The 14,160-nt window shown below is 58.3% G+C and carries 8 protein-coding genes; 5 read left to right on the top strand and 3 right to left on the bottom strand.

Annotated features, from left to right (window positions below; translation table 11 throughout):
- Positions 1-58: 58 nt before the first annotated feature.
- Positions 59-2,677: a CehA/McbA family metallohydrolase gene (locus tag AC5DB9_RS09300; RefSeq protein ID WP_272992022.1), complete on the bottom strand. Its 2,619-nt coding sequence runs from the start codon at positions 2,675-2,677 to the stop codon at positions 59-61.
- A 231-nt stretch (positions 2,678-2,908) separates the two neighbouring features.
- Between AC5DB9_RS09300 and AC5DB9_RS09295 the strand changes: the two genes are divergently transcribed.
- The 3 genes from AC5DB9_RS09295 (at position 2,909) to AC5DB9_RS09285 (ending at position 9,453) form a co-directional block, all read left to right on the top strand.
- Positions 2,909-6,457: a PAS domain-containing hybrid sensor histidine kinase/response regulator gene (locus AC5DB9_RS09295; protein ID WP_483263598.1), complete on the top strand. Its 3,549-nt coding sequence runs from the start codon at positions 2,909-2,911 to the stop codon at positions 6,455-6,457.
- Between the two features lie 210 nt (positions 6,458-6,667).
- The gene (locus AC5DB9_RS09290; protein WP_272990273.1) at positions 6,668-7,081 is read left to right on the top strand and encodes a GreA/GreB family elongation factor; all 414 of its coding nucleotides are present in this window, start codon (positions 6,668-6,670) and stop codon (positions 7,079-7,081) included.
- A 389-nt stretch (positions 7,082-7,470) separates the two neighbouring features.
- Positions 7,471-9,453 carry a metallophosphoesterase family protein gene (locus AC5DB9_RS09285; RefSeq protein WP_272990275.1) on the top strand — a complete coding sequence of 661 codons (1,983 nt, stop codon included), beginning with the start codon at positions 7,471-7,473 and terminating at the stop codon, positions 9,451-9,453.
- A gap of 75 nt (positions 9,454-9,528) precedes the next feature.
- Here the strand turns inward: AC5DB9_RS09285 and AC5DB9_RS09280 are convergent, their stop codons facing one another.
- Positions 9,529-10,182 carry a response regulator gene (locus AC5DB9_RS09280; RefSeq protein ID WP_272990279.1) on the bottom strand — a complete coding sequence of 218 codons (654 nt, stop codon included), beginning with the start codon at positions 10,180-10,182 and terminating at the stop codon, positions 9,529-9,531.
- Positions 10,183-10,324: 142 nt separating this feature from the next.
- Positions 10,325-12,286: an acetate--CoA ligase gene (acs, locus tag AC5DB9_RS09275; protein ID WP_286846609.1), complete on the bottom strand. Its 1,962-nt coding sequence runs from the start codon at positions 12,284-12,286 to the stop codon at positions 10,325-10,327.
- Between the two features lie 204 nt (positions 12,287-12,490).
- Here acs and AC5DB9_RS09270 point away from each other — a divergent pair, with 204 nt between their 5' ends.
- Both AC5DB9_RS09270 and AC5DB9_RS09265 read left to right on the top strand, forming a co-directional pair.
- The gene (locus tag AC5DB9_RS09270; RefSeq protein WP_272991630.1) at positions 12,491-13,801 is read left to right on the top strand and encodes a DcaP family trimeric outer membrane transporter; all 1,311 of its coding nucleotides are present in this window, start codon (positions 12,491-12,493) and stop codon (positions 13,799-13,801) included.
- A gap of 74 nt (positions 13,802-13,875) precedes the next feature.
- Complete coding sequence (locus AC5DB9_RS09265) at positions 13,876-14,145, top strand: DUF4212 domain-containing protein (RefSeq protein WP_022959417.1); 270 nt, start codon at positions 13,876-13,878, stop codon at positions 14,143-14,145.
- Positions 14,146-14,160 lie beyond the last annotated feature (15 nt).

The raw sequence follows: 14,160 nt of genomic DNA, 5'->3' as shown, positions 1-14,160 counted from the left end.
CGACCGGCCAGAAAACCTTTATCGACAGACGGGGCGTTTGGCCCCGCCTGTATCACGATTACGGCATTGGCAGGCTGTGGTCGCTTTCGCGTCCGGTCTGCGTCAGGTTCTGCCACTGTCGGCGGATCCAGTCACTCACGTTGAGGCTGGGAGTCTCCGACTCAGTGTGTCCCACGGTGTCCGGCGTGCGGTGGAGGATCCACCATGTTGGGTCGCCTTGCGCGTCAGCGCCCCGATCTGAGCCAAACACCAGGTTATTGCCCGCAGCGCGCGGCCATACGCCGTTGCCAGTACCAGACAGGCGGCGAGCGACTGCCCAGCTATCACCGTTCTGCCACTGGCTTCCCCATATCCGGTGACGCCAGTCACTGTCGCGGCTATCCATCCACAGGGCTTGAACGCTGCCGTCTGTCGACAGCGCGAGTGCCGGGCGCTGACTTATGGCAGTGTCCTCCGAGCCGACTGACACCGCGGGCGTCCAGTTCAGGCCACCGTCGTCGGAATGGCTGGCAAAAATGCCGCTGTTCACCCCGGCTGCTTCCAGAACTTTGGCGTCCCATATGGCGACCAGCCGGTCCTCGCCGTCGGCAATAATTGCCGGGTGGCGATCGGCGAGGCTGCCTTCGAGAAAGGCATCGTCAGGGCTGCCATTGTTGGATACCCGGACGGCCTCCGACCATGTGCCACTGGCGGGGTCGCGGCGGCGGCTGAGAATTTCCCAGTTATCCGGGTCAGTGCGGTCCAGACCTTCCAGTCCGTCGTGATAGCCGGTCTGGCCGGTCCAGCCGGGGTTGATGTCAAAGCGATTGTCCTGAAAGGCCACGACCACGGTGTCATCGGATAGCACGGCAATCGCCGGGTGCAGTGAGGCGGGATCGCGACTGCTGCGCGTGTCCAGCGCGCTGGCGCCTTCGCAGCTTTTCTCACTGCTCAGGTTTTCCGCTTCGCTGTTCAAGCCGATTTGCACGTAGAGGTCGAAACAGCGACGGCGATTGTCACTCCAGGCCATAACGGGAGTGCCGTCGTGGAGTACCGCGATGGCGGGGCGTATCGCGCGCTGACTGTCGGCCGTCAGGCGGTGCTCTGCATCCCAGTTGCGGCCGCCGTTGATCGAGCCGCGCAGCATAATTTCCGGGCGGCGGGGAATCTGGCCTCGGCGCTCGTCTTCCCAAATCACCCATACAGTGTCGCCATTAGCGGCAATGCGCGGGAAGCGGGCGCTGCCGGACAGGGTGTTGATGGGGTGCAAGGTCTCGCTATCGCCGCGGCGAAACAGGATGTTGGTGCCTTTTTCACTGTGTTGTTCGGCGACAACCAGTGGTATGTCGTCGCCATCCAGCGCGATATCGGCAAAGCCGGAGAAGCGCCCGCGATCACCCATGACCAGAGCGGCGTTGTCTTCTAACAGGAGTGTGTCGGGCACGGTTTGCTCGGGTTGGGGCGCGTTGTCCAGTCCGCTGCGGCGGATAAAAATGGGCGAGGTCAGGGCCAGTCTGCGACCAAGCGGCGAACTCAGTTCTGCGTAAACCCAATAGGGGCTGTCGGTGTCTGGGCGGGGAAGGTCGAAGTTGAAGCTATTGCCGCTCGAAGACGGCGTGAATTCCTTGATGGCGCCGCTGTCGCGTCCCGGCGCGGCGTAAAGACGCAGGCGTTGCAGGCTGTTGCTGCCGGTTACGGTGAGCTTCAGGGTGACGGTGTCACCGGCGGCGACGGTAACGGCATCGCCGGGGAGGGCTTCAAATATACCGTCGCCCTGTCCATCGGCGGTCAAGGTTAAGAAGGGGGCGTTACCGCCTTCGCTCAGGACGGTATGGCCGTCGCGAAGGCCATTGAGAATGCCGCGTTCAGTGATGGCAGACGTGAATACATGGGTTTTGACTGTGCCGGGACCAAAGCCCAGCCACAGCTCGCGGAAGTGGTTGTCGGAGCTGGCGGTAATGCCGGTTTCCCAGCCGCGATTCCAGCGTTGCTCGGCATAGGCCAGTTGCAGGTCGATATCCTGAGCGACATTCCAGGCCTCAATCAGGTTTACGCCCAGCGTGCTGGCGTGGTCGTTGGGGCTGTTGTCGTCGTTGGTCCAGTCGCGATTGGGGTGGTTGGTTTGCCACACTGCGCCCTGAGCGTGGGCATCCCATACGCTCTGCTGGGTGGGTTTGTGTTCCATGCCGCTACCCTGACTGAGGCCGTCGAGCACCGTGTCTGTTGCACCAAAAATATTGGCGTGGGGGCGGCCGTTTGCTTCCTCACCGGGAATCAGCAGCAGTTGCTCAGAGGTCCATTCCGGGTCCCAGTGCTGATCGTAGGTACGGTGATCGGTCAGTGCCAGAAAATCCAGAGACTGGCGCTGTGCCTCGCCAATCTGGTCACTGACCGCCACATTACCCGGCAGGGCGTCATCGCTGGCTTGCCGCCATATGGAGCCGTCGGAAGAGTGATCGGTATGGACATGCGTATCGGTAGCCAGCCACAGGCCCTGAGGGGATGACAGCGATGCGCTGGGCAGCGTCCCCGGCTGCCAGTCGGTGGTGAAATAGCTTGGGGTGGTTACCGGCGGTTCCTGCCCCGAGCCCGAATCATTGGATGATGAGCCGCTGCCCCCGCAGGCCGCGAGTGACAGACAGAGAGCGGCGGCTGGCAGTGCGTAAAAACGGGCAACGGGCGTGGGCAAATGGACCACAAATATCCTCCTTTCGGGGTGGTGATAAGCGATGTGTGACACTGGAAAGGCGCGCATTCTATCGTTTGGAAGTGACGATTTTGTTATGTTGCGCTGCCCGGTGTGACATTGTGCTTTCCCTGCTCGTGATTCCCGTCATGTAGATGATGATCTGCTTCGACTTTCGTCGAATGCGTTGTGAGGGTGGCTGGGGTAGACTGCGGGCATCTCTCAGGAATAACGGGGTTTGCGGTGGCGGCGAATCAGTGGGTCATGTTAATGGCCTTCCTCTATTTTGGAATCCTCTTCCTGATTGCCTGGTGGGCTGACCGCCGTGATGCCTGGCCTCGCCGTTTTCGCCCGCTGATCTACAGTCTTTCCCTGGCCGTGTATTGCAGCTCCTGGACCTTCTTCGGTGCGGTGGGACAGGCCGCTGCCGATGGCTGGACCTTCCTGCCCATCTATATCGGCCCGATTTTGCTGTTCCTGTTCGGCTGGCCATTTTTGCGTCGATTGTCGGTCATGAGTACCCGCAACCGGGTGACCTCCATTGCCGATTTCATGGGTTCGCGCTACGGCAAAAGCCAGATGCTGGCGGCACTGGTCACCTTTCTGGCGGTCTTCGGCAGTCTGCCGTATATCGCCCTGCAATTAAAAGCCATCACCCAGGCGTGGATCAGTGTTGAGCAACTGTGGGATCAGCGTGCGGCTGACCTCGGGTCCCAGCGTTTTGGCAGCGATTTCTTCGGTGGCGTCAATCTCAGTCCGGATCCCGGCAGCACGAGTTTTGTCGCGGCCTTGATTCTGGTGTTGTTCACGGTCGCTTTCGGTACACGGGTCGCCGACAAGCGGCATCGCCACCGCGGCCTGATGGCGGCCATTGCGATGGAGTCCATCGTTAAACTGGCGGCGTTTGTCATGGTGGGCGCCTTTGCCATCAGCCTGCTCTGGTCCAGCTACAAGAGCGGGGTTGCCGTTCCTCTGGGGCCACTGGGTGAGTGGCCGGACTGGAGTCAGTTTACGACACAGGTGCTGCTGGCGATGGCGGCAATTGTGTGTCTTCCCCGCCAGTTCCATGTGATGGTGATTGAGGATCACAGCCGCCGCGACATGCGTCTCGCGCGCTGGATTTTCCCGATATATCTGCTGCTGTTCTGCCTGATGATCGCGCCGATTTCGATTGTTGCTCAGGAGGCGCTGTCGCATTTTGGCGGCAGCGCCGACATGCTGGTGGTGTCCATGCCGCTTTATCACGACAAGCAGGAGCTGGCAGTCGTGGCCCTGCTGGGCGGCATGTCGGCGGCGACCGGTATGGTGATTGTGGCCTGTGTGACGCTGTCGGTCATGGTGTGTAACGAGTGGCTGGTGCCCCTGTGGCAGTATCTGCGGCAGGGGCATGAAATTAACGCCCGCTGGCTGCAGCAGGTAAGGCGTATTGCCATTGCGGCGGTGTTATTTGCCGCCTGGCTGTTGGAGCAGCAGCTCAGTGCGCGGGGCGGACTGGCCTCGCTGGGCCTGTTGTCGTTCGCCGCCGCTTCTCAGTTGGCGCCTGGGTTGGTGGCGGCCTTGTACTGGCGCCGGGCTCACGCCCGCGGTGTGGTGACCGGTTTGCTGGTCGGCGGGCTGCTGTGGGCATATACCCTGCTGCTGCCCGCTATTCTCGGTGCGGAGCACGCTCTGGTGGTCAGCGGTCCCATGGGGATCACGGCACTGCGCCCGGAAGCGCTGTTCGGCTTCGAGTTCGGGGATAGCCTGAGCCACGGTGTGTTCTGGAGTGTTGCCGTCAATGCGCTGCTCATGATCCTGGTGTCGCGGCGCTCGCGCTTCAGCAGCATCGATCTCCGGCAGGCCCGGAGCTTTACCGAAGTGCGGGTGGAGTTGCGTCAGCGCGAAGCCGAGCTGGAACTGACGTCAGTCGAAGCCTGGCAATTGCACCGCTTGCTGGTGCCGCTGTTCGGCGAGCGTCGCTGTGAAAAAATGTGGCAGCGATTCGAGCAGCGGCTCGGTCACCGCCTGCTCCAAAGCGACCGGGTTCCTCGTTTCGTTGTGAAAGATGTTGAAGAATCACTGGCGTCTATTGTCGGTGCGGTCTCGGCCCACCGTACCTTAGAGCTGTTGGCCAAACGCCGACCGTTGGATATCGACGAATTTGTCAGCCTGATCGGCAATACCTCTCGGCAGATTCAGTTCGGCCAGGATCTGCTGCAGATCACTCTGGAAACCGTGCCTCAGGGGATCAGTGTGGTCGACGCCAACCTTAATCTGGTGGCCTGGAATCAGCGTTATGTAGATCTGTTTAATTTCCCCGAGCGGCTGTTGTATGTCGGCTGCCCAATAGCCCGTATTTATCAGTACAACGCCGAGCGCGGCTATTTACAGGATGCCGATGCCGATATCGATGCCGCGATCACGCGCCGACTGTCGCTGCTGCAGGGCGCGCAACCCTACCGACTCGAGCGCAACCTGCCCAATGGCTTGGTGGTTGAGATTTGTGGCACGCCGATGGCGAATGGCGGCTATGTCACCACCTATACCGACATCAGTGAGTACCGCGCTATTTTCAATGAGCTGGAGTCAGCCAAAGCCCAGTTGGAAGAGCGTGTGGCGGCGCGCACGTCAGAGCTGGAAGCGGTGAATGACTCTCTGGCCGAGGAAAATGCCACCCGGGCACGCATTGAACGAGAGTTGAACGCGGTGTACGCCAGTAAGAACCGCTTCCTGGCATCCGCCAGTCACGACCTGTTGCAGCCTATCAACGCCGCGAGGCTGTTTACCGCGGCATTGGCGCATAAAGTGGACGCCAGTGACAACGATAGTCTGCGCGATGAGGTCTCTCATATCGATGAGGCATTGGCGAGTGCGGAAACCTTGATTACCTCCCTGCGGGAGATTTCACGTCTCGATTCCGGCCGCCTGCAGGTGAAGCGTGAAGAGTTTCCGGTACAGGGTTTGCTGGATACCTTGGGGCGCGAGTTTTCGGCTATTGCCGAGCGCACCGGACTCCGTTTGCGCGTGGCGCCCTGTTCCGAATGGGTGTACAGCGATAAACACCTGTTGCGGCGGATTATTCAGAATTTGTTGGGCAATGCCCTGCGCTACACGCCGGAGGGCAAGGTGCTGCTCGGCTGTCGGCGCCGGGGAGAGTACCTGGCTATACAGGTACTCGATACCGGGCCGGGTATTGCCGAGGCGGATCGCCAGCGTATTTTTGAAGAGTTTGAGCGGGCCGCCGAAGCAGCGCACCGCGAAACCGAAGGCGGGCTTGGCCTGGGGCTGTCGATTGTCCGGCGTATCAGCGCGATGTTGGGGCATGCCATGGAGTTTACGACGCAAGAGGGGCATGGCACGGTATTCACCATCAATGTGCCGATCTCCTCGGCTCGCCGTCAGAAGCGCGTGGCGCCTGCCAATGTCGTTCATTCCGAGCTGGCAGGGTTACGCGTGCTCTGTGTGGACAACGAGGCGGCCATCCGTGCCGGTATGCAAAGCCTGTTATCTCAGTGGGAATGCCAGACCCTGGCGGTGGCTTCGCTGCGTGAAGCGCTCAGCCAATGGCGGCAGCCTGAGCCTCCTGACCTCGTGCTGGTGGACTACCACCTGGACCATGGTGAGACTGGCCTGGATTTGCTCAATGCGCTTAGTGTGCACTGGGAGCAGTCACTGAGAGCCATTGTCATCAGCGCAGACAATGATGATGCGTTGCGCAACAGGGTCAGAGAGGCGGGGTATCGTTTCCTTGCCAAGCCGGTGAAGCCTGCAGCACTGCGTTCGCTGATGAGAACACTGGCGGTTAAGTTGTAAGGCTCAGCAATATCGTTAGTAGGTGTTGGTTGTGGGCTTGCCTTTTATTTTTTGCAGGCTATGCTGGGTCCTCATTCGAGGACTTCCACATAAATGAAACATCTTCGCAAGGTTGAATTTGCCCCTCTGAAATTTCTCCCCTAAGCCGGAAGGAAGCGCGCCTCCCTTCCGGCAAGCGGCAAATTCTTGTCACTTACAGGGGAGGTCGAGATGTTCTCGCAGTTCGTCTTTTTCAAGTCGTCGCAGTGTTCGCTGCGTCGTGTCTATTCTGATCTTAGCCTTTTCAGCCAGCCTGTAGAGCTGCTGGCAATGTTGTGTCGTCTCGACAGAGCGGCAGCGCAGCCTTCGTCCGGTGTGTCTCTGGGAGACCAGGTATTGCTGGAGTCGCTCAGCGATGGCCAGCGACTGAGTTTTAAACTGGTCATGCCGGGGGTGTCTGCAGACGCTGCGCTCTCCGTGTTTTCGCCGCTGGGTCGGGCGATTTACCAGCTGGAGCAGGGGCAAGGCTGCCTTGTTTTTCTGGGTCGCCAGCGCCTCTCTTTCCGCGTCATCCACATTTATAAATCCGCCGATAAAGGAGAATTAGCCAATGCAGTTGCCTCTGCGCCGCAAACAGTTAACTGAGTTAATGATAATCGGGGCGGCTCCAGTGGAGCGGCGCGGCAAGGGGCTGCCCCGGATCACTTGGAGTGATGGATATGTCCAGGGAAAAAGCGAAGAAAGCCCCGCAAAAGAGTTTGAAAGACAAGCGCAAAGAGAAGCGTGATAAACGCAAAAACAGCGCCGACTAAGACTCATTGAGCGCCCTAATGGGCGCTCTTCACAATATTTTCTCAGCACTTTCATGAAGGACTATTGCAATTCTGCAATGGCGCATCCTTGTCATAAAAGCTTCGCTCTCGAGCAAGAAAGACTTAACTGAAGTGTCATAACTGCGCGGTGTAATGGTCGCGAAATTTTCTTCTAAGCGCAAAATTCGAGCGCACCTCACTTTCAGTTAAATGGACTAAATTATGATTTTCTCTCCACGCAAGCGAAATATTGCAGGCGGTTTGCTGCTTGCTGCCGCGATCAGCGCCTGTAGCTCAGATGACGATAATAACAACTCACAGCGCGACGCCGCCGGTGATCCACCCGAGACGAGCACGCCCTTAGAGCCCTTTGTTATCGGTCTTCTGCCAGACACTCAGGGTGGCTCTGACGCACAGGGTCAGGCGCATGTTGCCATGCACCCGATGCAAGCGGTGTTGGCGCATCAGGCGAATGAAGGTGTCGACATGGTTATTGCCGTCGGTGACCTTACGGATAAAGGCAGCTCGATTGAGTGGGCTGAGTGGACATCCGTTGCCGATACCTATCGCGATCAGGGTATTGAGTTCATGCCGGTGATGGGAAATCACGAGATGAACTATGCCTACACCACGGAATGGATCGCCACGATGCGCAACTACATTCCGGACGACGCCGTGCATATGCCGGGTTACGAGTGGGTCAACTACTATGTTGTTCGCGATAACGTGTTGGTTATCGGCCTGGCCTACTACAACCTGCCACTGGCGATTAGCTGGATTAAAGATGTTGTGGCCGACACGGCTGACCGCGTTGATCACATTGTGGTGGCCAGCCACGATGGGCTTATCGGGGCGAAATACGGTCAAACTCGCGAGCAAATCGTTGAGGGAACCAAAGGCGACGATTGGGTCTTCAGTGTTCAGAAAGATATCCGCGAGTTTTTCTCTGAGCACGACGTGATTTATGTGCAGGGGCATGAGCACCAGTACCAGCGTTCGCTGGTCTCTGCGACCACGATGCAGACGACGCTTCCTGCGAGTTCAACGCCGTCAGGCGGCAACTATCAAATGGGCGCGTATACCCAGATTATGGCGGGTAACGCGTCTTATAAAGGCTATGAGTTCCGCTATGGCGAGCGCGAGCTGGTGCAGGCCATCGTGGCTCAGAAAAACGCCACCTTCAGCGAAGGTAACGGTTCTGACCACTTCGACGTGAACTCGGCATTGCTGCAGTTTGAAGGAGACCGTGTCGATTATCGCGCTTATTACGCCGAGCATCAGGCGACGAGCAATGCGCCTGATCAGGCATTCACGGCTGACTGGCAGTTGTTGGATAAATTCTCGCGTGGCAAGAATCGCTGCGAAACACTGATTTATCCCAACTCCATTCCGGAAGGGACGCGGTCGGTTCTGGTTTTCCAGCCGGAATATATCACTGACATTTGTCTCGCTGATGACGGGTCGAGTGCGCAGCTGGTGGGTGGGGTGAATAACACCTTTAACCGTACTGACAGCCGGACCCGTGATATGGAATTTGTACCGGGGTTCACGCGTGCGGAAAGCCTGATGGATCTGACACGGCTCGCATATCAGTGGCTATACCAGTACCACGAGAGCTGGACGCCGAACCTGAACAACCTCTATCGCGTGGTGCCGGATGAAAACGAAAATGTTCTGCTCATTCCGGAAACCACCATCGACTTGAAAGAGCACGTCACCATGAGCTGGCAACCGGCGCTTGCCGACACTGCCAGCGATCGCCTGATTATCAGCGGCATGCAGAATCAGACCGGTGTCTATCAGGGCGCCTATGGCGGCCTCAAGCAGATGGATGTCGATACGGGCTTGGCGTTCTCGCAGCCGGATGGCCGTGCCAAGGCTCCGAAGTTATTGCCAGCAACGGCGACACAAAGCTGGAATATTGCTAACGCCGCGGCGGATCGCTATGCGGTTCAATTCCAGATGCCCGAGGGCATGGAGGCGACCGGGGTTATCCTTGCAACGCGCGATGCAGATCAGTGGCAGGCGTTGAGTGATGAGGCCTGTATTGTCGACGGCGCATGGAGTCAGGATTATCTCGATACGGCGCCCCCGAGTCTGGCCGATGGCTGTGATGACGAGAAACTGTTGGGCTATGACGCGTCGCAGCGCGCCTGGTGGGCCGTATTGGACCGCGATGTCGAGCTGGCACTGATTACGCGATAATTGTCCGCCTGACGACGAAAAGGCCGCGCGTTTGCGCGGCCTTTTTTTGTTGAGCGGTATTGATTCGGCGAGCCTTCAGTTAAGCACTTCGGGGCTGACATCCAGCTGACTGAGTTGTAATACGGCCTGCGTGCGGGAGTGCACACCGAGTTTTCTGAAAATTTCGGTGATATGGGCTTTGACCGTGGCTTCGGTAACGCTCAGTTCCCAGGCAATCTGCTTGTTGAGCAGTCCCTGAACGAGGTAACTGGCTACCCGGAATTGCTGTGGCGTCAGGCTGGCAACCACGTCGGCAATCGTCTTTTCCTCATTGCTGCGCATGGCTTGATAACTGACATTCTCCGGGAGCCAGCGCTGCCCGGCCAGCACCTGTTCAATGGCGGTGCTGATCTGTTCCGGCGAACTGCTTTTGGGAAGAAAGCCACTCGCGCCGTGGTCGATGGCGCGGCACATCACATCGTCGCTTTCCGAGGCTGACACCACCATGACCGGAATCTCGGGGTGTTGGGCTTGCAGGTGGATCAGGGCGCTGAACCCCTGTGCGCCGGGCATTTTCAAATCCAGCAATAGCAGATCGATGTCGGCATCTTCCGACACTTGGCGTTGTAAGGCCTCAATATCACCGACTTCATCGATCGTGGCGGAGGGGAAGGCGGTGATCAGTGCGCCGCGAAGCGCCGATCTAAAAAGCGGGTGATCGTCGGCGATCAGGAATCGCTGTGCAGTCATGGGGCCTCGTTGGCATTATTGTTGTAGTCACGAGCAGTATAAAAAAGCCCCGCATCGCGGGGCAAGCGCTTAGGAAAAGCCGGGGTTCCCGGCGTGGCGTCGGCGGAGAGCGGGGCCGACACCACCTTCCACAGGGGTGGAATCAGGCGACGCGATCGTCGATGCCGCGGCGGGTTTCGATGAGTCGCGCCACAACACTGGGGTCGGCAAGCGTTGAGATGTCACCGAGAGCGTCGTATTCATTGGCGGCAATCTTGCGAAGAATGCGTCGCATGATTTTGCCGCTGCGGGTTTTGGGCAGGTCATCCGCCCACTGAATCACATCGGGCGACGCGATGGGGCCGATTTCCCGGCGCAGCCACTGCTTAAGCTCCTGCAGCAGCGCCTCGCAGCCCTGTTCGTCGCCGCCGAGGGTGACGTAGATGTAAATACCCTGGCCCTTGATGTCGTGGGGGAAACCCACCACGGCGGCTTCGGCCACTTTGGGGTGAGCGATCAAGGCGCTTTCCAGCTCAGCGGTGCCCATGCGGTGGCCAGAGACATTCAGTACATCGTCGACGCGGCCGGTAATCCAGTAATCGCCATCGGCGTCGCGACGGGCGCCGTCGCTGCTGAAGTAGTAGCCCTTGAAGGTCGAGAAGTAGGTGTCGATATAGCGCTGGTGGTCACCGTAAATGGTGCGCATTTGCGCGGGCCAGCTATCCAGAATGACCAGATTGCCCTCAGCGGCGCCTTCCAGAATATGGCCGTCGTTGTCGACCAGCGCGGGCTGCACGCCGAAGAACGGCTGGGTGGCTGAGCCGGGTTTCAGCTCGGTGGCACCGGGCATGGGGGTGAGCATCATGCCGCCGGTTTCAGTCTGCCACCAGGTGTCGAGCACGGGGCAGCGGCCGCCGCCATAGACGTCGTGATACCAAGCCCAGGCTTCGGGGTTGATGGGCTCGCCGGCGGTGCCGAGCAGGCGCAGCGACTCGCGGCTGCTGCTGCCAATGGCTTCGTCGTGGTGGGCCATCATCGCGCGAATCACGGTGGGGGCCGTGTACAGCGTGTTGACCTTATATTTGTCGATGATACGTCCCAGTCGGCCGCAGTCGGGATAGTTTGGAATCCCTTCATACATAATGCAGGTGGCGCCGTTGCTCAGCGGGCCGTACACCGCGTAACTGTGTCCGGTAATCCAGCCGATGTCGGCCATACACCAGTAGATGTCGTCTTCTTTGTAGTCGAAAACGGTGTAGTGGCTCAGCGAGGTATAGACCAGATAGCCGCCGGTCGTATGCACGGCGCCTTTGGGCTTGCCGGTAGACCCAGAGGTGTACAGAAGGAACAGTGGGTCTTCCGCGCCCATCGGCTCCGGCGGACACACCGGAGACTGGCTGCCAACCAGGCTGTTGTACTCCACGTCGCGGTTGCCGCGCCAGTGAATGTCGGCGCCGGTGTGCGTGAGTACCAGTACTTTCTTAACGCACTGAGGTTCACAGAGCTCCAACGCTTCGTCCACGTTCTTTTTGAGCGGAACAGTCCGCCCGCCGCGGCGACCCTCGTCAGCGGTGATGACCAGCGGCGAATTGCCGTCGGTGATCCGTCCGGCCAGGGCTTCCGGCGAGAAGCCGGCGAATACGACAGAGTGAACAGCGCCGATACGGGCGCAGGCAAGCATGGCGAAAATGGCTTCGGGCACCATGGGCATATACAGGGTGACAACATCACCTTTACCCACCCCCAGTGACTTCAGGCCATTGGCCAGCTTGCAGACTTCCTGATGCAGTTCTTTATAGGTGAACTGTCGTGAGGCTTGGCCTTCTTCATCGGCTTCCCAGATTAACGCGGCTTTATCGCCACGGCTCTCCAGGTGTCGATCCAGGCAGTTCTCAGAGGCGTTCAACACGCCGTCTTCAAACCACTTAATGTGCAGATCGTCCTGTGCGAAGCTGCAATCTTTAATTTGTTCCGGTGTCTTGTGCCAGGTAATACGCTCGGCCATTTCCGACCAAAACTGGTCTGGCTCATTGATGGAGCGCTGATACATGGCTTGGTATTGCTCGGCGGAAATATGCGCCTGCTTGCGGATGGAATCCTTGATCGGGTAGCGTTGCTCGCTCATGGCATGCTCCTCGGCGTGTTGTCCTAAGCACTGTTATGATGGTGAACAGTATTGGTCGCGATGCCGAATTGCGCCATTAGACCTTGGTCGAGCGCAGACCAATATAGACTTTAGTCTATGTTTGACTAATGGCTAATACTCAGGCTTTTCAATGACGCCTATAACTCCTGGTAACACGATAAAAACAAACCGGGAGAACCTCTCATGCAAAGCAATAATAATCATCGCTTATCGTCTCGACTGCTGCCCTCATTGGCGGTGCTGCCTCTTGCGGTGGCGGCGGCCTCCGTGTCTGCAGAAACCCTGGAGGAGCGCGTTGCGCGTCTGGAAACGGCACTGGCGGAAAAAGAAGCCGCTGCGGTTACCGGCACCAAGGGAAATACCCAATACAGCTTTGGTGGTTACGTCAAACTGGATGCCATGGTCAGTCAATACAGCGGCGGTGAGCGCGCGACCTCGTCAGTAGGCGATGACTTTTTAGTGCCGTCGGTGATTCCCGTCGGCGGTGAAAGCGGTGATGCGCACTTTGATATGCAGGCTAAGTATTCCCGTATTTGGTTTAAAACCTCTACGCAAACCGACGCCGGGGTGATTTCTACTCATATTGAGATGGACTTCGGTGTTAACCAGATTGGCGACGAGCGTATCAGTAACTCGTCGGTGAACCGTATTCGCCACGCCTATGTGAACTGGCAATACGACGACAACAGCTCTCTGCTTGCGGGTCAAAGCTGGAGCACCTTCTTCAATGTGGGCACCCTCCCTGAGACCCTGGATTTTGTTGGCCCAGTCGGCACCGCTTTTGAGCGTCAGGCGCAGCTGCGCTGGACCCATGGTATGGGCAACGGCAACTCGGTGATGTTGGCCATTGAAAACCCCTCCAGCGGCTTGAACGGCGGCGCCAGCGGTGCGACGGGCGGCGGTGATTTTGACAACAACAGCCTGCCTGATCTGGTAGCCCGCTATAACGGTAAAGCCGGGAATATGAGCTATAGCGCCGCCTTTATGCTGCGCGAAGTCGCTTACAAGGAAAACTTCACTAATAACCTCGCGCAGCCCATTGAGGGTGATGAGAGCGAGATGGGCTATGCCCTCAGCCTGGCCGCCAAATGGCAACTGGGTCAGGACGATGTGAAAGCCCAATTGAACGCGGGTAACGCGCTCGGCCGTTACCTTGGCCTGCAAAGCTATCGCGACGGATTTATCGAAAGCAACGGCGATATCGAGCTGCTGGATACCGTGGGCGGCTATGTGGCGTATCGCCATTTCTGGGCGCCCAAATGGCGCAGCAGCTTTGTGCTTTCTGCTTCTGAAACGGATAACCCCAACGATGCGCCGGCGGGTACCGCCAAAGCGTATCGCAGTGTTCACGCCAACCTGCTGTATTCCCCGATTGCGGCGTTAACCCTGGGTGGGGAATGGATTTACGGTGAGAAGGAGATTGAAGGCACCATTAACGGCGATGACAGCGGCGACCTCAACCGCCTGCAATTCAGCGCCAAATACGTTTTCTGATAGTTCCGTTCGGCGGTGACGGCCGCTGCTGAATTGCGCAGCCGTCACTACTGGTCACAATAAGGAGAATAAGCATGGCTTTTGAATCGAAAGAGATGGCTCAGGCTTACTGGCGGGAAAACCTTCGCCTGATGCTGTGGTTGTCTGTGGTGTGGTTTGTCGTGTCCTACGGCTGCGGCGTTTTGTTGGTTGAACCGCTGAATGCGATCCGCCTGGGCGGTTTCAAACTCGGCTTCTGGTTTGCCCAGCAGGGCTCTATCTACACCTTCGTGGTGCTCATCTTTATCTACGCGAAAAAGATGGGTGATCTCGACCGCAAATACGGCGTGGATGACGACGCATAATTCTAAGAGGCAGCC

This window comes from Spongiibacter sp. (genome assembly GCF_984394615.1).
The sequence above is the reverse complement of the archived record's forward strand: the minus strand, read 5'-3'. Positions and strand labels throughout refer to the sequence as shown.